At 47.5% G+C, this 23,550-nt stretch carries 14 protein-coding genes; 8 read left to right on the top strand and 6 right to left on the bottom strand.

Translation table 11 applies throughout. The features are described 5' to 3' along the window. Positions 1–276 precede the first annotated feature (276 nt). From ACXAFQ_RS00540 to ACXAFQ_RS00525, 4 genes are all read left to right on the top strand, one after another. A complete protein-coding gene (locus ACXAFQ_RS00540) occupies positions 277–2,445 on the top strand; it encodes a TonB-dependent receptor (protein WP_474817671.1) in 2,169 nt (722 codons plus the stop codon). A gap of 48 nt (positions 2,446–2,493) precedes the next feature. Beyond that, positions 2,494–3,936: an amidohydrolase family protein gene (locus tag ACXAFQ_RS00535; RefSeq protein WP_474817670.1), complete on the top strand. Its 1,443-nt coding sequence runs from the start codon at positions 2,494–2,496 to the stop codon at positions 3,934–3,936. A 74-nt stretch (positions 3,937–4,010) separates the two neighbouring features. After that, positions 4,011–4,907, top strand: a complete 897-nt coding sequence (locus ACXAFQ_RS00530) for a LysR family transcriptional regulator (RefSeq protein WP_474817669.1) — start codon at positions 4,011–4,013, stop codon at positions 4,905–4,907. 16 nt (positions 4,908–4,923) lie between these two features. Beyond that, complete coding sequence (locus tag ACXAFQ_RS00525; protein WP_474817668.1) at positions 4,924–5,856, top strand: alpha/beta fold hydrolase; 933 nt, start codon at positions 4,924–4,926, stop codon at positions 5,854–5,856. A gap of 47 nt (positions 5,857–5,903) precedes the next feature. Here ACXAFQ_RS00525 and ACXAFQ_RS00520 read toward each other — a convergent pair whose 3' ends face one another. After that, entirely contained in the window at positions 5,904–6,104 is a 201-nt protein-coding gene (locus tag ACXAFQ_RS00520) for a flavin reductase (RefSeq protein ID WP_474817667.1), read from the bottom strand. A gap of 479 nt (positions 6,105–6,583) precedes the next feature. After that, positions 6,584–8,665 (bottom strand): putative bifunctional diguanylate cyclase/phosphodiesterase, encoded by a 2,082-nt coding sequence (locus ACXAFQ_RS00515; RefSeq protein WP_474817666.1) that lies wholly within the window; start codon positions 8,663–8,665, stop codon positions 6,584–6,586. 509 nt (positions 8,666–9,174) lie between these two features. On the opposite strand from ACXAFQ_RS00515, the gene ACXAFQ_RS00510 reads away from it, so the two are divergent. Both ACXAFQ_RS00510 and ACXAFQ_RS00505 read left to right on the top strand, forming a co-directional pair. Then, entirely contained in the window at positions 9,175–13,332 is a 4,158-nt protein-coding gene (locus tag ACXAFQ_RS00510) for a PKD domain-containing protein (protein WP_474817665.1), read from the top strand. 50 nt (positions 13,333–13,382) lie between these two features. Next, positions 13,383–13,970: a hypothetical protein gene (locus tag ACXAFQ_RS00505; RefSeq protein ID WP_474817664.1), complete on the top strand. Its 588-nt coding sequence runs from the start codon at positions 13,383–13,385 to the stop codon at positions 13,968–13,970. Here the strand turns inward: ACXAFQ_RS00505 and ACXAFQ_RS00500 are convergent. Then, positions 13,960–16,113: a tetratricopeptide repeat protein gene (locus ACXAFQ_RS00500; protein WP_474817663.1), complete on the bottom strand. Its 2,154-nt coding sequence runs from the start codon at positions 16,111–16,113 to the stop codon at positions 13,960–13,962. The genes ACXAFQ_RS00505 and ACXAFQ_RS00500 overlap by 11 nt on opposite strands. 232 nt (positions 16,114–16,345) lie before the next feature. Further along, positions 16,346–17,170: an inositol monophosphatase family protein gene (locus ACXAFQ_RS00495; RefSeq protein WP_474817662.1), complete on the bottom strand. Its 825-nt coding sequence runs from the start codon at positions 17,168–17,170 to the stop codon at positions 16,346–16,348. Between the two features lie 170 nt (positions 17,171–17,340). On the opposite strand from ACXAFQ_RS00495, the gene ACXAFQ_RS00490 reads away from it, so the two are divergent. Continuing rightward, positions 17,341–17,913, top strand: a complete 573-nt coding sequence (locus ACXAFQ_RS00490) for a DUF502 domain-containing protein (protein ID WP_474817661.1) — start codon at positions 17,341–17,343, stop codon at positions 17,911–17,913. A gap of 18 nt (positions 17,914–17,931) precedes the next feature. Here ACXAFQ_RS00490 and ACXAFQ_RS00485 read toward each other — a convergent pair whose 3' ends face one another. Together ACXAFQ_RS00485 and ACXAFQ_RS00480 are read right to left on the bottom strand one after the other, a co-directional pair. Continuing rightward, positions 17,932–18,711: a hypothetical protein gene (locus tag ACXAFQ_RS00485; RefSeq protein ID WP_474817660.1), complete on the bottom strand. Its 780-nt coding sequence runs from the start codon at positions 18,709–18,711 to the stop codon at positions 17,932–17,934. 47 nt (positions 18,712–18,758) lie between these two features. Continuing rightward, positions 18,759–20,711: a winged helix-turn-helix domain-containing protein gene (locus tag ACXAFQ_RS00480; RefSeq protein ID WP_474817659.1), complete on the bottom strand. Its 1,953-nt coding sequence runs from the start codon at positions 20,709–20,711 to the stop codon at positions 18,759–18,761. A gap of 255 nt (positions 20,712–20,966) precedes the next feature. Here ACXAFQ_RS00480 and ACXAFQ_RS00475 point away from each other — a divergent pair, with 255 nt between their 5' ends. Next, the gene (locus ACXAFQ_RS00475; RefSeq protein WP_474817658.1) at positions 20,967–23,531 is read left to right on the top strand and encodes a PKD domain-containing protein; all 2,565 of its coding nucleotides are present in this window, start codon (positions 20,967–20,969) and stop codon (positions 23,529–23,531) included. The last annotated feature ends 19 nt before the right edge of the window (positions 23,532–23,550 follow it).

Below are 23,550 nucleotides of genomic sequence, written 5' to 3'. Positions count from 1 at the left end.
TCGCAAGCTGAATTGGGACTGATAATAATTATGTAAAGCTAATGTAAAAAGATATCAATATATTCACACTGATACCGTTTAAGTATCGATCGTAAACTTTTCTTATAAGCAATTAAGCTTCCGGCTATACATCTTTACCAAAGTGATACCAAATAGGCATCAGTTACATTTAATTCACATCTTATTAACTGACAACCACCTATTTACACTGCGCAGCGAGAATCATACAAACCAACGCGGATTGCATATCCATATAAAATCAGGAGTCACCACCCGATGTTGAAGCGAAATTATTCCTCTGCCTTACCTTATAAACTGTCAGCGCTCTGTGTTGCTATGACGTGTTTTGCGCCGCTGGTAAATGCACAAACCGACGACGCCACCCCGCGTGAAATTGAACAGATAGTTGTTAACGCCCGCAAGAAAACCGAAAGCATTCAGGAAACCCCCGTTGCAGTAACAGCGATGTATGGTGGCAAACTTCAGGATGCGGGTATTGAAAACGTGCTTGATTTACAATCCCTGGCGCCGGGTATGCAGGTTTCCACTGCAGCAGGAACTGCGCGGATCTTCATTCGCGGTATTGGCCTGACAAACTTTGCTAATGGCGGTGAGGCCAGCGTAGCCTACCATGTCGACAATGCCGTAATTTCCCGCCCCTCAGCACAGATTTCCAGCTATTTTGACATCGCTCGTATAGAAGTATTGCGTGGTCCGCAGGGTAGTCTTTATGGGCGTAACGCCACGGGCGGTTCAGTGAACGTTTACACTAATCGTCCTGCTAACTACTTCGAAGGCTATATTAACGCCACACTAGGCAACTATCAGCAACGGGAACTGGAAGGTGCTATTAACCTGCCCCTCATCGGTGATGACTTACTGGGGCGCATTGCCTTTAAAACTGAAAAACGTGACGGATTTGGCCGCAACCTCACGGACGGCCGTGAACTGGATAATGCTGACAACACCAGTGTTCGCGCCAGCCTGAGTTATCTGGGTATTGATGATGTGGAGGTATTCCTTACCTATACTGACTTCGATGACAAGAGTACCAATGACTACCACATGCTTGGCGCGGCAAACCCTGCAGTAATTCCACCTGAAATTGCCATGGGCGGCACCATTGCCGATAATCCGCGGGACAATAATTCTGATGTGCCGCTGTATACGCCTAAAAACTATCAGTCCACCACGCTGGAAATCAGTTGGGACATTTCCAGCGATGTATCGCTTAAATCCGTTACCAACCTGTTCGATTTTGAACGCAATGCACAAACTGATTTAAACGGCACACCGGTGCCATTTTTCCGCAATGACATCAGTGAAACGTCGAAGCAAAAAAGCCAGGAGTTTCAGTTTAACTGGACAGGTGCACATCACTCTACTCTGATTGGCCTGTACTACTTTGATGAGGATATTGTTGCCGATACCTATATTTATGGTCCGCCTGCTTATTCTGAAATGCTGATGCGCCCGTTCATTGAGTTTTACGGTGAGCAAAGCAGTCAATCACAGGCAATTTTCTGGAATACCACCTGGGAACTGTCAGATGCCTGGTCGGTGACCACCGGCCTACGTTACAGCAAAGATGAAAAAGACGATGTTGGATTCACCCTGTTACCACCGGGCAACCAGCTAGATATCGATCGCGATGCTGACTGGAGCGCCTGGACGCCTACCCTGACAGCTGAGTATGAAGCGCGCCGCGACCTCTTTTTCTATGCCACAGCATCGCGGGGCTACAAAGCCGGGGTGATGAACATTGGCAGTGTCGGCCCGGTTGTTAACCCGGAATATATCTGGAACTACGAAGGGGGCATGAAAAGCCGCTGGTTAGATAATCAGGTACAGTTTAATGCCACGGTTTTTCACGCTGAAATTTCTGACCTGCAAGTACAGCGTCCGGTTGACGGCAACCTGATCACGGTAAATGCCGCCGAGGCCACCACTCAGGGGCTGGAGTTAGAAACCATCGCGTTTGTGTCAGACAGTATCAGTGTCAACCTGAACATGGCGTTGGTTGATGGCGAGTTTACCGACTTTGTTACCGCCAACACCACCTTCGCACCGGAAGAAGAAATTAACCTTAAAGGCAATCGCCTGCCAAACACGCCGGAAGTACAGCTTGATTTAGGCGTAAGGTACGACACTTCTTTAGGTGACTGGATGGTGAGCAGTTATGTGCAGGGTGTGTACACTAGTGAGCGTTGGTTTAATGAATTCCAGGAAGGCATTTCTTATCAGGACGCCACCACCGTCTTCAATGCCAATGTGTCGTTTACGTCACCAGACGACAAATGGAAAGTGAATGTCTGGGCGCGCAACCTTACCGACGAGTTTATCTATAGTCACATCAACGTGACATCCAGTGCCATCGGCCACATGCGTGCAGCAACATTTATGAATCCGCGCATGTTTGGCATTACCGTGGGCTATCATTTCTGATAGCCACACGTTGTTTTATTTTTCCTACACGCGTTAAAAGAGTTAACTATGAAAGTATTCCATAAGCTGGCAGCCGTCAGCAGTGTTGTTGGCCTGGTGATTTGTGCACCGGCCTGGGCTGACAAGCTCGTTTTTGCCGATGTTAACGTGATTGATGTAAAAAGCGGCACTGTGCTCGCTCACAGGGACGTTACTATCAACGACGGCATTATCGACAGTATCACCTCTCACAATGACGACCTTGCTTCAGTGGAAGGCACGGTAATCGACGGCGCCGGCCAATATCTCATGCCCGGCCTGATTGATGCCCACGCGCATTTATTGACCGATAACGGACAGATGCCTGCCCGGGGTGTGATGCTGGCAAACGGTGTCACCGGTTATCGGCAAATGAACGGTAGCGATGCGCTACTGAAACTTAAAGCCGAACATGCCTTGCCTGTTGACATGGCGCCAGAGATAATGGCCTTGCCGGGGTCGATTCTGAACGGTGGCTGGGTGCGCACACCCGAGCAAGCCGCTGCTGTGGTAAAAGATCAGCAAAGCAAAGGCGCCGACCTGATTAAGGTAGTTGATTTAGCGCCGGATGTGTACCGCGCCATGCTAGATACGGCTGAAGCAGCTCACATTGATGTTGCCGGCCACCTGCCCTCCACCATTTCTGTTAAGGAAGCAGCCAACCTGGGTATGGATGCCATTGAGCATCTTGGGCCGCGTAGCTCAGTACTATTAAGTTGCTCGGCCGATGAACAGGCAATCCGCGCCTATCTCAATCAACCCTCCACGCAAAAGCCCGCAGGCCCGCCTTCGCCGGCGATGCTGCGAGACATCATTTATAGCCCGATCCTGTTCTCAGATGAAAAAGAGATCACGGCGATGGCGAAAATCATTGCCAGTTTCGACCCGCAAAAATGTAGTCAAACTGCAGAATATCTGGCCGCAGAAGGCATGTGGCAGATACCAACACTGATTCGATTGAAAACCATGCAACTTGCCGACGATCCGCAGTTCACCGAACAGCCGGCACTCGCCGCAATGCCGCCGCCCATGGTTGCGCGCTGGCAGGAATTAGGCAAGCAGTTTGCCGACAAAATCACGCCTGAACAAAAGCAGACCTTGCGTGAATTTTTTAAATTACAACAACAGGTAACGCGTATTTTTGCCGAGGCCGGTGTGCAAATGGCGGCGGGTTCTGACGTCGGCGGCCAATGGGTTATTCCCGGAGTAAGTATGCATCAGGAGCTGGCACTATTAGCCGAAGCCGGCCTGAGCAATGCTACTATTATAAAAATGGCCACGCTGAACAGCGCACAGCTGACACATCATGATGATGTGGGTGAAATTGTAAAAGGTAAACGTGCCAATGTGCTGCTACTGGCCGCGAACCCACTGGAAAACCTGCATGCCCTGAAACAAATCAACGGCTTGTACTATCAGCAGCAATGGCTTTCTGCTGAGGCGGTGAAAAAACTCGTTCAACCAACACGATAATCTATACTCGAAACATTGCCTGTTAAGGATAATAAGCAAACAACATAACAGGAATTATTCATTAGGTAGTATTAATGAAGAGTAATCAACTCAGAGATTTACTGGCGGTTGCAGAACACGGGTCGCTGCGCGCAGCAGCCCGGGTGCTTGGTATTGCTCAGCCCGCCATTACCCGCAGTATTCGCGAACTGGAGCGCGACCTCGGGGTGGCGTTATTTGAGCGGCAAACTAAAGGGGTTGTGCCCACTGAAATGGGTAAGGTATTTATTCAGCGCGCGAAGGCTGCACAGAATGAACTGTCCCGAGCCAGAGAAGAAATAGCCTTATTGAAAGGTACCCAGGGCGGCAGTGTAACTGCTTGTTTATCTACCGCGCCTCAGCTCGCCCTGCTGCCCGATACGTTGTCGGCTTTCAAACAACGGTTTCCCGATGTCAGGCTTGATTTAACTGAGAGCCTGTTTCCTTCTGCGGAACCATTACTGCGAGACAGTAGCCTAGACTTTTACGTTGGCCCGCTTCCTGAAGCCCCCCTTTCCAGTGAGCTAGCTTACGAAACCCTGTTCTCTAATCATCGCGTCATTTTAGGGCGTGTTGACCATCCGAAAGCACACGCCACTTCTTTAGGCGAACTCGCCGACTGTGAATGGCTGACTACCTCTACCACAGTAAAAGCGGAACTGGAACTTAGCCCTGTTTTCGATATGTACGATTTACCACCCCCTAAAATCATGATGAAGGTGCGCTCTGCCCTGGGAATGATGATGGCCGTTGCGAGCAGCGATTTACTGATGATGTTACCTCATCAATGGGCAGAGCAAGACTGGCTGAAAGGCATCCTGCAGGAAATTAAAGTGAAAGAATACCTGCCAGGACCTGACGTATGTCTGGTGCACAGAGTCAACCTGCCCCTCACACCCGCAGCTGATTACTTCTGCGATCTGATACGCCGCGCCAGCAGTCAGTACCGTTAACCAAACAGGTAAATTTATGCAAACCAATACACTTACCTTGCGCCCGGAAGATCCTTACGTTTTAGCCGCTCTTGAAGCGGAGAAAACACTATTTGCGCACTACCATTTGAATGAAAAAACTACGGCGTTACTCGTTCCCGGGTTCCACGTTTCATTTCGTGTACAAACCTGGGGTGAAGGACCTCCTCTTATCGTAGTCCCGGGGAATACAGGAGATCTGTACCCACTCATTCCCTTACTCGCCGCGTTCAGTGGTCGTCAAATCATTGCCATTAACCGTCCTGGAGGTGGCCTGAGTGAAGGAATGAATCACTGTGAAGTGAATATTAACCGTTTCGCCCCACAGGTTATTGAGCGGGTTGTGGAACATTTTGGAATTGAACGGGCGGATTTATTGGCGCATTCCATGGGGGCGCATTGGGCAACGCTGTTTGCCCTTGCCCATCCGCAGCATGTGAAATCTCTCACGTTGCTGGGGAACCCGGGCAATATAGGCGCGGGTGCTCCGCCGTTTTTTCTGAAGATATTAGGAATGCCCGGCATTGGCAAAGCGATTACGAAGCGCCTTTTTCCCCATAACCCTGCAGAAGGGTTAAGGATCCTCAGTAAGATGGGTCACAAAGAAGAAGTATTGAAGGCGTTACCTGAAGCATTTATCCAGTGTGCCTTTCACTTTCGACGTTTACCTCATTACACCGTATCGCTGACGTCGTTAATCAGGAATATGCCTGACAACATTTCGTACCAGCAACTTTCCACGTTGCATATACCCGTTGCTCTGCTACTTGGTACAGAGGATAACTTTTTAACACAGGCGCAAGGCGAGCAGCTTATATCAGCCTGTCCCGCTGGCACGTTTTACCCTATTCCTTCTGCGGGTCATTTGCCATGGATAGAGTGTAACCAGCTTTGCCATGATGTAATTGAAGCGTTTATCAAAAATAGCTGAGATAAGGATACCGCCCGCGAACGCGGTGCGGCATTCAGCGCTAAAATTTACAGCGCTACTTCATTGATTGAGCGATATTTTCCACCAAAAAACAGCAGCGGACTTTCCTGCTGCCCTTCTCTGATATCAAGCACCTCGGCAATGAAGAGGTTGTGGTCACCCGCAGGATGAATATCAACAGTTTTAGCTACAATGTGTGCAAGATTCCCTTTTATGACTGGCGTTCCGTTTTCATCTTCGAAGGGCATCGGCAGGGTTTCATCTGGTCTGCCAGCGAAGAACAGGGCTTACGCATCTTGTTGCAAATGGGTCATAGTCAGCAAACTCTCAACCAGGTGTCTCCACTATTTCGCCGCTGTTACTTCTGCTTTCATTATCTGCCTAACGCCGAGATATCTACTATTTCGCTGATACAGAATATGCCTGATGCTATCGATGAGGCATTTTGCCGGCAGGTTGCTTCGAGAACACTGTTAATTCTGGGTAATAGCGATAACTTCCTGTCAGTGCCCAATGCAAGCACCTTTTTTAATCAGTTCGCTGACGGGCACATGAAGGTTTTTAAAGGTGCAGGACATTTGCCGTAGCTGGAGGATCCGCAACTGTGCGCTGATAACGTATCCGCATTTTTGAACCATTAACCCTCAGGCCAAACACGGAGCCCTTTCTCCCGTCACACGGTCTGGCCGCCGCTCCCCCCCGACATGAAGTTTAAAAGAGAGCCTCATCAGGCAGACAGCTCGATGTTTTGCAGTTTTTTAATCAGTAAATGTTTAAGCTCATCAGCCGGAAGTGCCTTGCTATAGTAGTACCCCTGATATTCCTGACCTTTCAACGAGCGTACAAATTCGAGTTGCTCTTCGGTTTCAATGCCCTCTGTTGTAACCTGAAGATTCAGGATCTGCGCCAATGCAATAACCGACTTCACGATAGCTGCATCCTGCTCGTTCACCACCGCCTCAGACATAAAGCTCTTATCAATTTTAAGTCTGTCGATAGGGAAACGTCGCAGTTGCGCCAGGTTTGAGTAACCCGTACCAAAATCATCAATGGATATCGATACACCAATATCACGAAGCTGAGACATCACTTCCTGGGCATATTTAGGGTCTTTAACCAGCGTACTTTCAGTTAATTCAAGTTCCAGCCTGCGGGGATTTAGTCCTGTATCTTCAAGTACCTGACGAACGCTTTCAATGAAACCGCGATGGCTTAATTGCATAGCGGAAATATTTACGGCTATCGGCAACGGCTTACCATTATCCTGCTCCCATTTCGCGGAAAATTGACATGCCGTTTTCAACACCCATTCACCAAGCGGTAAAATCAGGTTAGAGTCTTCAGCGAATGGAATAAGTTCGTCGGGCGTTACCACACCAAGCTCTTCGTCTTGCCAGCGGATAAGCGCCTCAACACCTGTGACCAAACCGGTTAATACATCCACTTTAGGCTGGTATGCCAGGTGAAGGCTGTCGTTAGCTAAAGCCAGACGCAAGCGTTCATCCATTTTTGCTCTGCGCTCAGTGCCGCTAGTCATATCTTGTTGATAAAACACATAACTGTTGCGCCCCGATTTTTTCGCTGCATACATGGCTGCATCGGCATAAACCATCAGTTCGTGCATGTGCTCTGCGTGTTCAGGATACATGCTCACGCCAACACTGCTCGACACATTTACCATCACATCTTCAATTTGAAACGGCTGCTGCAAGGTTTCGACAATACGGAATGCCAGACTTTCAGCGGTCTTTTTGGATGGATTTCCCTGAATGAGAACCATAAATTCATCACCACCCACTCGGGCGACAAGGTCGGTATCACGCACCGCTGCACTCAATCGCGCCGCAGATTGTTTGATGAGAATGTCGCCAACATGATGACCGAGCGAATCGTTTATTTTCTTGAAGTGATCAAGGTCGACAAAGAAAACACTAAAGGAATCGCAGCCCTCGCTGAGCAATTCGGTAATCTTCTCTTCAAAGAATAACCGGTTAGGTAATTTTGTTAGCGGGTCTCGATACACCATACCTTTAAGCTCGGTATTGGCTTCACTTAACGACGCCGCCAATTGTGCATTGGCCGAAGTGAGGTGTGTATCGTAAATAGAAAGCAGCAATGCACCAAGCATGATGATGACAGAAACCGTTGCCACATAAATCGCAAGCAGCGCGGGCGATAAGCCATCGGCATTGTTCATCATTGCATGTTCAGGATAAATGGTCGCAGCCATGCCGGTATAGTGCATACCGGTAATACCCAGCGCCATGACCAGCCCTGCGCCTGTGCGATACCACAACGATGGACGCTGCTTTGAAGTTGGGTTTAGTCTGAAAACCAGCCACAACGCGGCGCCAGATGCAGTAACGGCAATTAGCACGGAAAGCGCGAAGATAAACGGTCGATAACTGATTTCACCGTGAATTTGCATTGCCGCCATCCCGATGTAGTGCATCAGGCAAACACCCGCTCCCATGAGAGCAGCCCCGGAACATAAACGAGTCGCAGTTAACTTGCCGGTTTTCACCACCGTTAGTGCCAGTGCGGAAGACAGCACAGCAGCGCCAAAGGAGATAACGGTGAGAGGAATGTTGTAAGCAACGCCTGAAGACATGTCCATGGCTAGCATGCCCACGAAATGCATGGCCCAGATCCCGACGCCCATTGAAAAAGCACCACCTCCAAGCCACAACTTTGATGCCAAACCTTTCGTTGCTCTAAGGCGCCCCGCCATATCCAATGCGGTGAGTGAAGCGATAAACGCAACCCCCAGCGATAACGCCACGAGTCCAATATGATACTGTGCTTCCATTTCTTTGCCCTTTCGTTAGCAACTGTGCATGCCATTTCCTTCCAATTTTTTAAAAGACAGGAAGTATAGACAGTGACAAAACATCAGCCATAAATATTAGACTTAAGTCTAATTACCTGGATTTCATTTTAAAATCACTGCAATACAACGATGATATGAAAAGTTATACCTGTGAAAAAAGCGAGGGCTGACAAATGCACCAACAGTCTCGACTTAAGCACGTTCTGAATTTACTACAAACCCTCCTACCTACGAGTGTACAGCAAACAATTCAGACTGAATTATTCACGCATTTAGCGCAAAAAGTGTTTCACTTAGTCTCACTTAACCATGGGAAATTCCAGTTAGCGTTTTTCTCCGGTTATAAAATGTCCTTTCTTTTTTCATAGTAGAAAAAGCCATTTCCGGCCTCGAGACCGCGATGGATGTTCTAGGGTTTTACTTCCCTACGAACGACGTACCAGCCCCGGTCGCACTATAAACTCTGATTGAAGAAAGGACTGTTGATAATGCGATCTACACTCTTTTACAGATACCTGTATGCGACACTAAAAGAAACATGCGCCCGGCGGTTTGTCTCTGTCGGTAAATCATTAAATCTACTGTGGGCCGTTTTCGCGGTCTCAGCTATCACCTTCCCCGCTACCGCTGATGAACTCAGTAATGGGGGCTTCGTTGAGGGCGAAATTGCGGTTGCCCAAGAAGTTGATACTTGGACGTTTGAGGGGGATGAGGGGGAGTTTGTATCGCTCCAGATGACTGACGAAAACCAAGTCGAATTTGCCCCTCTACTTCGTGTTTATTCACCATCAGGCACACTTCTCAGTAGTGCCTATGCTCACAACGTGCCGCGTATTGATCGGTTGGAACTCCCTGAGTCTGGCAGTTATACCGTGACCGCCCAGGACGCAGATATTAGTGGTTCCAGCGGCGATGATGACACTGGCGCTTATCGCATCTATTTCGTAAAACCACCTGTTAGCGAGCATGGCGCTTTACTGAACGGCAGCTACGTAGAAGAAACCATCGAATTGGGCGATATCGATACTTGGCAGTTTGATGGCGATACAGGCGACATTATCTCCATGCAGATTACTGATGAAGATTTAGCAGGGCTGGCTCCGCTGGTTAGGATCTATACCCCTTCTGGCGCATTTCTGCAGAGCACCTTCGATCACAATGTTGCCCGCTTCGACCGTCTCGAACTCCCCGAATCAGGCAGCTACACCGTGGTCGTGCAAGATGCAGATATATCAGGTTCGAGTGGTTATCATCAAACCGGTGACTATCGCATCTACTTTGTTAAGCCCCCAATTAATGAACACGGCTTTCTGATTAACGGCAGTTATGTAGAGGAAACCATCGAATTAGGCGATATCGATACCTGGCAATTTGACGGTGACGTAGGCGATATTATCTCCATGCAGATTACTGATGAAGACTTAGCAGGGCTGGCGCCGCTGGTTCGAATTTATACTCCTTCAGGTGCATTTTTACAGAGTGCCTACGATCATAATGTTGCTCGATTCGACCGTCTCGAACTCCCCGAATCTGGCAGCTACACCGTGGTCATGCAAGATGCAAACATTTCCGGCTCGAGTGGTCATTACCAGACCGGTGACTATCGCATCTACTTTGTTAAGCCCCCAATCAATGAACATGGCTCCCTGATTAATGGCGGCTATGTGGAGGAAACCATCGAATTAGGTGATATTGATACCTGGCAGTTTGATGGTGACGCAGGCGACATTATCTCGATGCAGATTACTGATGAAGACTTAGCAGGGCTGGCGCCGCTGGTTCGGATTTATACTCCTTCAGGTGCATTTCTGCAAAGCGCCTACGATCACAATGTTGCTCGCTTCGACCGTCTCGAACTCCCCGAATCTGGCAGCTATACCGTGGTCATGCAGGATGCAAACATTTCGGGTTCCAGTGGTTATCATCAAACCGGTGACTATCGCATCTACTTCGTTAAGCCGCCAGTCAATGAACATGGTTCCCTGATTAACGGCGGCTATGTGGAGGAAACCATCGAATTAGGTGATATTGATACCTGGCAGTTTGATGGTGACGCAGGCGACATTATCTCCATGCAGATTACTGATGAAGACTTAGCAGGGCTGGCACCGCTAGTTCGGATTTATACTCCTTCAGGTGCATTTCTGCAAAGCGCCTACGATCACAATGTTGCTCGCTTCGACCGTCTAGAACTTCCCGAATCTGGTAGCTACACCGTGGTCATGCAGGATGCAAACATTTCGGGCTCCAGTGGTCATCACCAAACCGGTGACTATCGGATCTACTTTGTTAAGCCGCCAGTCAATGAGCATGGCTCCTTAATAAATGGTGGTTACGTGGAGGAAACCATCGAATTAGGCGATATCGATACTTGGCAATTTGATGGAGATGCAGGCGACATTATCTCCATGCAGATTACTGATGAAGACTTAGCAGGGCTGGCGCCGCTGGTTCGTATCTATACTCCTTCTGGTGCATTTCTACAAAGTACTTATGCCCACGGGGTCGCACGCGTTAACCGTCTAGAGCTCCCCGAGTCAGGCAATTACACCGTGGTGGTTCAGGACGCGGATATTTCCGGCTCGGGTGGTCATCATCAAACTGGCACCTACCGTATCTACTATGTTAAACCACCTGTAAGCGAACATGGTGCGCTCGTAAGTGATGGATATGTCGAGCAAGTCATTGATTTCGGCGATCTCGATACCTGGCATTTTGACGCAGCTAATGGCGACACTATCAGCATAGAAATATTCGACATTGACTTAGGCCCATTCGCGCCGTTTGGACAGCTATACGATCCGGACGGACTCTTCCTGACCAGATTTATAGATCACAACATTGCCTCACTAAGCGAATACCCGCTGCTCAAAAATGGTACTTACACCTTAGTAGTGCAAGATGCAGATATTTCAGGTTCTGGGGAGTATGATGACACAGGCCCCTACCGCATTGGCTTCAACCTTGAGCCAGGCGAACCTGAACCGGTACCACCGTCGGCGTCAATTTATACGCAAGGCAGTGTTTATCGCTTCGACACCATCACCCTGGATGGCTCTGGTTCAACCGATCCTGATGCCGCGCCATTACCGTTAACCTTCGACTGGACCATTGTTTCACTGCCCGCAGGTAGCGAACTAGACCCGTATGCACTTGATGATGTGGAAGCTGATTCAGCGACAATCGTTCCCGACGTGAGCGGTGAATATGTCTTCTCGTTAACGGTTGATGATGGCTTGTTCACCGATGCCACTGAAGTAACGGTAACCGTGATGAATCGCGCGCCGGTAGCCATTGCCGGTGAAGATCGTGAAATGGCCACCGGTGGTGTGGTAAGCCTCGACGGTAGCGATTCCTACGACCCGGAAGGTGACACCCTAACATACAGTTGGAGCCTTGTTGACGTGCCTGCCGGTAGTTCGGCTGACATCGATGAGCCAGCAGCGGTTATCACCAGCTTCGAAGCCGATATTCAAGGGGTATATGTGGTAGCCCTGGTTGTGAACGATGGCGAAGCGAATAGCGTTGCAGATACAGTAACCGTAACCGTAATTGATGAAAATGTGGCTCCGGTTGCGCTTTCTTCAGTGCCTCTGGAAGCATTGGTGGGTGATACCGTGATGCTTTTCGGCACTGACAGTTACGATCCGGATAACGGCCCATCCCCGCTCAGCTATGAATGGCACTTTGGCAGCATTCCGGCGGATAGCGGTTTAACCAACGCAGACATTGCCGACAACACTACTGATACGGCGAGCTTTGTCCCAGACGTAGACGGTAACTTCACTGTGTGGCTTACCGTCGGTGATGGCGAACTTAGCAACAGTGTGTCGGCAACCACGTACATTGGTGCATTGCCAGTCTGCTCCCTTAATGCTGAGGCCGGTTCCAACGTAACGGTAGATCTGGGCGATGTGGTGTCGCTGGATGGCTCAAACTCATCGTTCACGGATGCGTGTACTGATGTGGCGTTCTCCTGGCAGTTTGTCTCAGTGCCCAACGGCAGCGTGCTGGATAATGACGACATTGCCAACCGCAACGCAAGTGAAGCGTCGTTCATGCCTGATATAGACGGTACATTTGTTCTCAGACTCATGCTCGAAAGCGGTGAAACGATTTCAGCAGACAACGTGACGATTTCCGTTGAAGCGAATGAATCGCCCGTAGCGATAGCGGGGGAAGATCAAACGCAGGAAGTACAAAGCACTATCACGTTAGACGGTTCAGCCAGTTACGATCCGGATAACGGGCCATCGCCGCTCACGTATCTATGGCAGGTCGTCAGTCAGCCAGCAGGCAGCAATGTTGCCTTATCTACACCCAACGCTGCAGTTTCTGGCTTCTTTGCAATGCTGCCGGGAGACTACGTATTAAGTCTCACAGTGAGTGACAGTGTCGCCAGTGACATTGACGAAATTGTCATCAGCATAGAAGCCGAAGAAGAACCTCTGCGTTGTGACGTAAACGGTGATAATGTAGTCGATAACACCGACATCATGGCTATCTTCGCTAGCCGTTATTCGCCAGCGACGGGGCCTGACGACCCTGCTGATTTCAATGGTGATGGTGTGATCAACGTACTGGATGCAAGGGGCTGCGTATTACAGTGCACCTATACGAACTGTGCTGTTCAACAACCACAATAATGTTTTAACGGGGCTCACCTGAGCCCCCGAATATCAGACAAGGATTGACTATGAAACACTTATGTATTGTATCTTCGGTTATGTTAATGCTCGGTTCTGCAACAGCGAGTGCTGCGCCGGTGTTATCTTTTGGTGAGCTGGAACAGGATTATCTTTATAGCGCTTATGAGGGCGATAGCTTAGAGATCCCGGTTTGGATTTCTGGGTTAAATCCCGAAAACGTGGGTGGCTTCGATGTGACGTTTACCTTCGATGAACCCGTCACCGATCTTGTCAGCGTCGATTTCTCCCTCGACAGCGTTGGCACATTCATTTATGACAGCGTAGATTCCTATGGTGAGGTAACGCTTTCAGCTGTCAGTCTGGATTGGGATCTCAGCGGCCAACCATCTGCTTTCCAAATCGCATCACTGACATTTTCTGCGGTAAGTGCAGGATTAGGACAAATGATGTTTACCGATGTGCTGCTATCTGACGATTTTGGTTCTCCACTGAGCCTGGCCGACAGCTTTATCGCAGATATCAATGTAATGAGCGTGCAAGTACCACCAACACCGGTTCCTGCGCCACCAGCGGCAGGCCTGATGCTGTTCAGTCTGCTCATATTACCACTGCGAAAACGCCTGTTTAAATCGTAAAGTCTGGCGACGCAACAAATCCCGGGCAACTCCCCTCTATGGATTTTTTGAGGCGGATTGCCCGCTCTTTATCACCCATATACAACCAACTCAGACTCAGGTGAAATCGTGTCAGCATGTCCTTGTTTTCTTCAAGGACTAGGGCCTCTTTTTTCAAGGTGTCGAGCAGCGCTTCCGATGCCAGCGCTTTATCAATTTTCATCAATCGAACATACACACTAATACGCACGGCCTTTTGCATGTCGCTGGCCTCGCCTTTGGTTAAAATGGCATCGAGATAGTCCAGACTCTTAAGATACAACGCCCGCGCGTCATCAATTTGTCCCAGGTGATAATAAGTATCAGCCAAATTCACCCAATACTGGAACAGCTCAGTTTGATTAGATTCCTCACTTTCCAGTTTTTGGTACACGCTCAGCGCGTCGTCGTACTGCTCAAGATAATAATACAGCGTCGCAAGGTTTGACGTGATGACCGGATGTTCTGGCGATACGAGCAATGCGTGTTGATAGGTGTTACGGGCATCGGCTAAATCGCCGTGACAAAACTGATAAGTGCCAAGATTCGTAAGGGTTTCTAATCCCTCCCAATCCTGCACCGCTTCCTGAGACCAGGAAATCGCTTTCTCCACTTGACCGGTAAAAAAGTAAACCCTCGCTAGTGTGAAAGGCAGTTTCCATTGCTCTGGTTCAAGTGCAATCGCTTTGATTAACGCCTGCTCAGCAGACTTGATGTATTGCTCTTCTCCCGATTGACGAAAGCGCTGTACCTCGACTTCAGCAAACAATTGCAACGCCGTTGTATTGTCTGGGTCGCGTGCAAACAACTGTTGCAAGTATTGTGCAGCCAAGTTCGCGTCTCCCGCCTTGCGGGCAAGCGCTGAACTGGCCAACAGCACCGTTGGCGACTCTGTATTTAACGCGCGAGCTCGCTCGCACTCAGACTCAGCCTCTGCAAGATAACTTTTCTCGCCACTGAAAATATGTTGTTGCACCAGAACATTACACAGGGTGCCGTGTGCATCAGCAAAATCCGGGCTTTGACGTAGTACCCGGTGGAGGACATCAGATAATTTGAGCAACACGGCTTCGTTACGTTCACCCTCTAACAAGGTTAACCCATCGACATAGCGCTTGTAGTTTTCCCAGTCTGGCGTATCAGGAGTTGCCTCACCTTTATCGGCATGCTCAATGGCGGAAGAGATTGATTCACGGACATAGGTTGACGACGCCGACGCGATAAAGTGACCAGCCCAAAAATGTGACATCCCCTCTTCATCATAAAGCGATAGCCGCAGTAACACATGCTTGCCTATTTTGAGCAGTTCACCAGTAACAACCAATTCCGCCTTCTCATCTGAAATAATAGAGGGTGGACTCAGCGCAGCCCCATAGCGAAAGCCAGAGCCCGGCACAAATGTACTCACACTGGCTACGGCCTCTTCTAACATTTGTGTGTAGGTGAGTTGTTCATCGTCGCCCTCTATGGGCATCACGGCAACCACATTGCGGTGAAAAAGCCCTTGTTCTGAAGACACAATGTCTGATTTTTGTGGTGCAATGTCTTCTGGCATCTGATTCACGATACCGAAAGCAACGGCAATCACTACAGCAACAGAGGCCACTAACCATTTCCATCGACCCGGATGCTGCTGTACTGATTCGGCGTGCGGATCAGACGCAGTGACTGGCGAGTCAAGTGCATCTGAAGTGGCAGCTTGTGGAGAGGGAGATGTTGAGGCACCCGTTACGTCGTCTGCATTTGAATATAACGACCACGTGGGGCATGACAGCGCAGCGGCCACCCGTTCCAGACTTTTCAGATCGACTGGCTGGCTGAACACCCTGCTTACCAGCGAACGCGGGAGTTTATCTAATCCCTCAATTTCCTGAATTTTGCGGGCAAGTTCGGTTTTAGACCGAATTCCGGCTTGGGCCATGGCCTGATTAAGCTTAATCTGCGACGCAATAACGCCGCGTTCCCGACTGGCAGAAGCATCTGGCGCAGACGTGTCGGCGCTTCTGTTTTCGTTGCTTCTGTTGTCGTTGCTTTTGTTATCGTTGCTTTTGTTATCGTTGCTGGGATTGCTAGCACTAGGGTTACTCACTTGCTTATTACTGGTGCTATCGTCGTTACTTTTCACGATCACTCCTAATGTTCCATCATCAGGTGTACAGCATCACTCACCAATACGTTGTAATGTATTATCACGAGAACGCGCAGCATCACAACAAACAGCAACCGCGAATTCACGATTCCAAGTCAAAATAAAAAGAAGTATTTACACGAAACGTTGCTAATGATTTCTCATCGCATTTCATTAAAACTGAAAGCTGTATTTATCGTTATTCGATAAGTCGTTTTTCAACAAGTCGTTATTCAACAAATAAGGCTGCCACTTCCTGCCAGCGTGTTTCGCTCTCTGCCACCAGTAATTTACCGGTGATCTGAGGTGAATATTCGCTTCCATCAATCATTCGTGCCACAGCCCCAGCCTCCTGGGTAATGAGCAAACCCGCACCATGGTCCCAAATATTCAGCTTATTCTGGAAAATCACAAACGACACCGCACCGGTATTCAGCAGACGGTATTCGGCAGCAGCACAGCGGTAATCCATGATTCGGCCCATTTTGTTGGCCACTTCAATAGCTTGCTGACGCTCGGCGTCTTTAGTCACCCCGAAGGAATAGCAACACATGGTATCGGTAAGTGGCAGTGCGTTATGACGACCCGCGGTTAATGGTTGGTCAACACCATTAATGCGCTGAAAAGCACCCTGCCCTTTTATCGCCCACAGGTAATCACCCGTTACTGGTTCAAGAATAATGCCGCCAATCACTGTTCCTCGCGTGGCAATGGCAAGCATTACACCAAAATTTACCGACCCATTCGCGTAGTGCCAGGTGCCATCGATGGGGTCAAGCACGAAGGAAAGCGCTGCTTCAGCAAATTTATCCAGCGATGTAGGATCGTCGTACACGCTTTCCTCACCAATCAACAATGCATCGGGGTACAACGCCACTAACTTGGAGAGTATGAAGTCCTCAGCCGCTTTATCTGCCACCGTGACTAAATCGTGATGATTGAGCTTCTCTTCAATTTGTCCGCTTTGTAATTGCCTGAATCGCGGCATAATTTCCACTTCTGCCGCTTGCAAACAGATTTCCGCTAACTGATGAATTTGTTCTTGGGTGATCACGATGAATATCCTTATTTGGCATGGCTGATACTTAACACCTTATCATGACAGGTTGTCGATGATATGACAGCAGCTTTCCACTGCATTACTTCAACGCTGCTCTACCTTTCGCTGGAGAAGTACTTACCGACTAGTCTACAATGCCACACTCGCTTCCTTTCAGGTTTACCATGTTTAATAAATTGCTGTTGTTGCCCGTTAAGGGCTTAGTCACCATTCTGCCCTTCGCCATTACCATTTATTTTCTGGTGTGGCTGGTAAGCACCACCGAAGCCCTGCTCTCGCCCTTTATTCCGGCCGAATATTATTTTCCCGGGTTAGGCGTCGTTACCGTCATCATCACCCTTACTGGTGTCGGTATTCTGATTAATGCTTATCTGTTTAACTGGGTGATTTCGCTAGGTGAGCGTATTTTTGCCCGTCTGCCGGTTATAAAAACCCTGTTTGGCGCGGTAAAAGATGCGGTAGAGCTGTTTGAAGTTAAAAAGGGCGAAGAGACTAAAAAAGCCGTCGCCGTAGATATGGACAACGGCATTAAGCTAATTGGGTTCATGACCAACGACAAAGTGGCCAACAAGCTATTTCCGGGCGAAGATAAAGTTGCCGTTTATCTGCCCATGAGTTACCAGATTGGCGGTTATACTCTTTACCTTTCCCGGGACAAAATCACACCGCTGGATATTGATGTAGAAACCGCCATGCGCATTGCAGTAACAGGCGGTAATTCGATAGAAAAAGACTAATTCAGGCCTAGAGACAACCTAGAAAAAGTGCATTATCTCAATGTCCATTAGGGTGTGCTCTTTTGGACATTGAATGAAATCGATGATCCAGCCTCGCCCATTTTCTAGCGGCGGATGGGTCACGCTCATCGCGCTATTAGGATAATGCTTCTTACAGGTTACGCAGTAACTTTCACCAACCCCTGCCGCCACCATATTTCTGATGATATAGCGAAATTCCCCACGACAACCGGCGATTTCGCTGTAAAACTCGATACTACTGTCTGCACACTCGGCCCAGCGCTGGATAAGCTGCGTATCGCTTACCTCATCAGGATCGTCTTCCTGTAAATTAATAGTTAGTGTCTCGCTATTCTCAATTTCATAAGGCGAACCATGACGCCCGTCAGCCAAAAACGCCGCCACATCCTTGGCTTCGAAAATAAAGATTCCGCTGTCGTCTTTATCGAATCCTCTGAACCCACTGCCATATTCATAAATATATTTACCGCAGAAAGGCGGATTTTTGTAAACGCCCTGACGAAAAGCGATTCTTTTTCTCTCTTCTTCAGGGTCAATAGGCATGGGTTTTGGCAATCTAAAAGCTTTCGATTCTTCGAGAACCGGCTTAAAAGAACCTCGACTTAACGCTGCAATAAAGAATAACGGCCAGAACAGCACTTCGAAAGGAAAAAAGAATGCCAACGACTTTTTAGAATACGGCCGTTCGAGTGTTTTACGATAGTAAATATGAAACCCAAGGGTAACCGAGGCGGTTACCAGCCCGATGAGCAAATAATAAGAAAAAAAGCGCAGCAAACCCGGTTACTCCTTTATCCAGTTCGCGTTTTTTACACGTAATAACTCTACCTGAATTTGGACTTCAGTACCTCTTTAATCAGATTCCCTTCCACTTTCACAATGGAATTAAAGCTTTCACCAAAGGACTCGTAATAAATGTCTCCTTTCCAGTGAGCAAACTGAAAATTAAGAAACGGGTGCTCGAGTGTAATCACAAGATTACGTGTTCCTAACTCGTAGAACTCAATTTTACCCTCAATACTTCTTTCTGGCACAATAACTTTTCCATAGGCCGAAAATATATACTCTCGGGACGAGCTAAAACCCATTGTCATTCCATTTTGATTCCGAACCTCCCCAGTAAGGTTCACCCGATAAATATAACCCGTATCCATTCGTGATAATTGCGAAGCGCCTGCAACCTTCATCACTACATTTTTGCCATCATATTCGAATATATTGCCCTCGGACTGCACCACTATTACTCTTCCACCGACCATTCGGGTAACGGGTTTATCAAAAATCAGCACAAGCTTTCCTTTTGTATATTGATAAAGCCCGCTTTTTCCGGCCAAATAAATGCTGTCGTCAAATTTATTGGCGAGAGTAAAATTCAAGTCAGTCTTGATAAAGGTTTCTTGTCTTCGGTCACTTGATATCTGCAAAAGATTAACTCCCGCTTGCTCCTTGCGAAGCAACATTAGTTCTTCGGGAGTAGCAGATATCACACCGTCTTCAGAGAGAAATAACGCATTTGTTCCGCTACAAAATATAGCTGTGTTGTATTGAGTCCCGTTGAGAAAGTACAGTTGCCCATCTGAAAGCAAGGGTTGGTATGAAATATTTGGCGCGCCACTAATGATTGTCCTGTAAGAAAATTCAAAATTATCTTCTTCAACATCTTGAATGTTGGCAACTTGAACTTCGTTATAAGAATTGATGTTGACAAGAAAACCGTCATCAGAGACGTCGAAGTCAAATCCTACCTGCCTGGTCACTAACTTACTTGTAGTGTTAGAGAAATAATAAATTTCTATATCATCAATATAACTTTTTGTGATTCTGGCCACAAAAATGCCATCTTTATAAGGGCGAACAAGAAGATCGTTTTCGTCAGTACTTTCGTTATATCCAATGTCTTTATAATCGAGCTTTTCAACGGTTTTAGTAGACAGGTTATATATATACGGCCGCACCGGTTTTGCACTATCGACTTTATGGGTAAATAGCACCCGGTTATCGTCAAGCCAAACATAATTACTATGTTGCATCAGTTTATAACATGGCAATATGGAATGAACATCGTTGAACATTCCATTAAAGAAAGTGATTTCACAGTGATCGGGATGACTTACTCTTATTAATGATTTCCCACCTGGTGAGATACTAAAATCCTGTAAATAAGCTGAAGGCTCTTCTATGCGGAATACCTCTTCAGCAATTCCATATTCAACTTTCTTGATGTAAGCGACTTTTCTACTTGAGGTCTCTGGTAAAAAGTAGTGGGCGTTATTGTAAATCTGATGCCTCATTATTCCTGAAGAGAAACTTCCAATAGTCGTGTAGTCAGGAGTCTCAATCACCGTGACATCGTCAGATAGATTCCACGAGATCATAAGCATCACAGACAGTAATAGAAATGAAGCAGCAATAATAGTACGTCGACGGATAAAGCCTGATACCTTGGAAACTTGAGCTAAATCGCTGCGGTTGTCGATCTCAAAAGACAATCGATATCCTGCCCCTCGCTCGGTGATTAATACTTCGCCTTCCTTATCATTTATTTTTTGACGAAGAACAGAAATCAACTTTCGAAGTGAGCTATCCGAAACATGGATATGTCCCCAAACACGCTCAGTGAAATCTTTCTTTGAAATTATCGCTCCGCGCTCGCTGATAAGTACAACGAGTGCCTTTTGTTCTAGCTTAGTAAGCTCAACTTCCTTTGATACAAGCTTCTCGTCGACGATCGAAAAGCACATACCATTAATTACAATCTTAGAAATTCCATTTACCACGACTACTTTCCCAGATTACTAATTTTAGTAGATTTTTTATTTATGTTACCGAATAAGTAACAAAGTTTCACGCTTAAGAACATTAAAAATCTTCTGCATAATTTGACTAGCTGTATATTGGCTTCCGCTACAAAGATGTTTTTGAAAATTCATCACAGAATGAATTGCCGACAGGAAGTACGTGCACTTATTTATTCTAAGAAATAAAGAGTTGCAAAGTGGAAATGCATTATTTTGAAAACCAAAGGAAGTCTCATGAAAGCAGTATCAAAGCGGTTGCTTGTCAGCCTGTTCGTGTCGTCAGCATTAACTGCATGTGGAGGCGGTAGTAGCGATAGCGCCTCTCCTCAACCTTCAACAGGAACTACCCAACCAACAAATACAGCACCGACTGCAGAAATCACCGGTGAAGCATCGACGATGGTTGGCCAGAGCCTCACGTTATCGGCACAAGGTAGCAGTGACGCAGAGGGTGACAGCCTCACATACCGCTGGGAATTGGCAAGTCAGCCGTCTGATTCATCATTATCATTAACCAACGAAACATCAGAAGAAATCGAATTTACACCGGACGTTGCCGGTGATTATACGTTGGCCTTAGCGGTAAACGATGGAACTGCCGACAGCGCTGTAGTTGAAATTACCATTAACGTTGAGGAAGCTTTTAAAGAACCAACAGCTGTAATCTCCACATCAGGCGCCCAAAAGCAGGGCGTATCCGTATCCTTAAGTGGCAGTGACAGTACTTTTGATGAAAGAACCGGTGCAGATCTCACTTACACTTGGGCGCTTCAAAGTGGACCAGAGGGTGCAAACCCATCATTCAGTGCACCAAATGAAGCACAAACCTCTTTCGAGGCGGATGTGCCAGGTATCTATGTTGTTATTCTTGAGGTCAGTGACGCCACCAATGCAGTTTCATCTTCTACCGTAGAAGTTGAAATTACCGAAAATGATGCACCTACAGTAGTAACCGCTATCGACCATGACTATGTCGTTGGTACCGAAGTTTATGCTTATTCTCAGGCAACAGATACGGACAGCGACAATTTATCTTATGAATGGTCTTTTGTCTCAGTGCCGGAAGGCAGTAGCCTGGCAGGTTTTACTTTTACCAGACCATATTTAGCCTATGTACCGGATGTGGCGGGCGACTATGAAATTGCATTAACGGTTTCCGATGAAGCAAATGTTGTCGAGGCTGAAATACAGACAATGACTATCGTTGAGCGCGGCAACCCCAGCCTCAGGGTGGGAGCGCAAAGTCTATATTATGGAAAAATTAATGAGCCAATCCTGATTGATTTTGCGAGCTCAGTCTCTCCGACTGGCTCAGAGCTAACCTATACGAAAAGTGTTCGCAGTGGTCCTTCAGGAAGCAGACCAACTCTTACCACCTCTATCATCGATAGTGCAGAGACAGAGTTTGAAGCCAACGCTACAGGCACTTACGTTGTGAATATCACGGCAACCAACGAAGAAGGCGAAAGCGTTTCGAAAGACGTTACGATTAGACTTCGTAGTAGCAGTTACAACATGCCTCCGGAATTAAACGTTGATGTACCAAACCGTGTCGCTTTCGGCGAAGATATAGATATCGATGCTAGTTCAGCCGCAGATCCTGAAAATGATCTTCTGTCTTACTCCTGGCAGTTTTACATCAAGCCAAGTTTTTCAGAAGCCCGAATTGCATCGCTCTCAAAAGCAAAGACTGAAATTACCAATATTAATGTACCTGGTCTTTATTACGTCCGAAGTGAACCTACCGACAACACGTCACCGATTTCTTCTTACACTACCAATGCGATCATTGTCTATGATTCCTTTGAAGGGCTTGGCCTTGAAGACATGGGTGAGATTCAAGTACTAGCTGGAAATACTATTGAATTACCCGGCAGCATTTATGGTTCGTTAGAAGAAACGGATGAAGTTAGCTGGGATTTGCTAGCCGCTCCTTACAACTCAGCAGAAACAATTAGCGATTCATCAAGTCTGACACCTTCGTTTGTTGTTGATGCTCGGGGTAAGTTTGTATTTCAACTTAGATTGTTAAGAAATGGCGAGCTGTATGATGTTGAACATTTTGTCGTACGTGGCGTTGAGAATGCACCACCGGTTGCAAATGCAGGAAGCGATCTAACTGCACAAGCAGGTGAATCGCTAACTCTCGACGGCTCAGCAAGCAGCGATACAGATGATACGCTGTCGTACGAGTGGCTAGTGGTTGGCGCTGAAGGTTCACCGGCGCGTTTGCCTGAATTTGATGACAACACCTCAGTGCAACCTACACTCGCCCTTGATGGAGATTACACAGGCCAACTAGTTGTTCGTCTAACCGTTTCAGATGGTGTTAACGAGCCTTCCAGTGACGAAATACTCATCGAAGTCGGCGCTGCACCTGCAAGTGCCAGATTACAGAAATTGGTAAATCTGACTTGGAATGATGCTTCCCTACCCTATGAAGAAACCGACGTGGTAGAACCCCTCTCTTCAACAGCGGGAGATGGTGTTCAAATTGTTGGTTCATTTATGCTTTACGCCGACAATGCAGACCTGACAATGACTAATATTCAGTTGACTGATCTGAATGGTGTCATCACGCCGGATATGGATATCATAGACTTTAATTTTGCATTGCCTGCGGATGAACAAGTTAGCGAAGACTATTCCTCAGACATCGTAGTAGACAAAGATGACTTCGTTTCTATCTATGTGTTTTCTCCTGCAAACACGAATGGGCAAACCGCGCTTATCGAGCTCACGTTTACCATAAAAGAAACTGGTGAAACATTCACAGGGCGATTTGAGTTTACCTCTTAAGCTCTTAAAACGGGAGCCA

The organism is Alteromonas sp. ABH2_165 (assembly GCF_056159945.1).
Note: the sequence above shows the minus strand (reverse complement) of the source record. Positions and strands in the feature narration are given on the sequence as shown.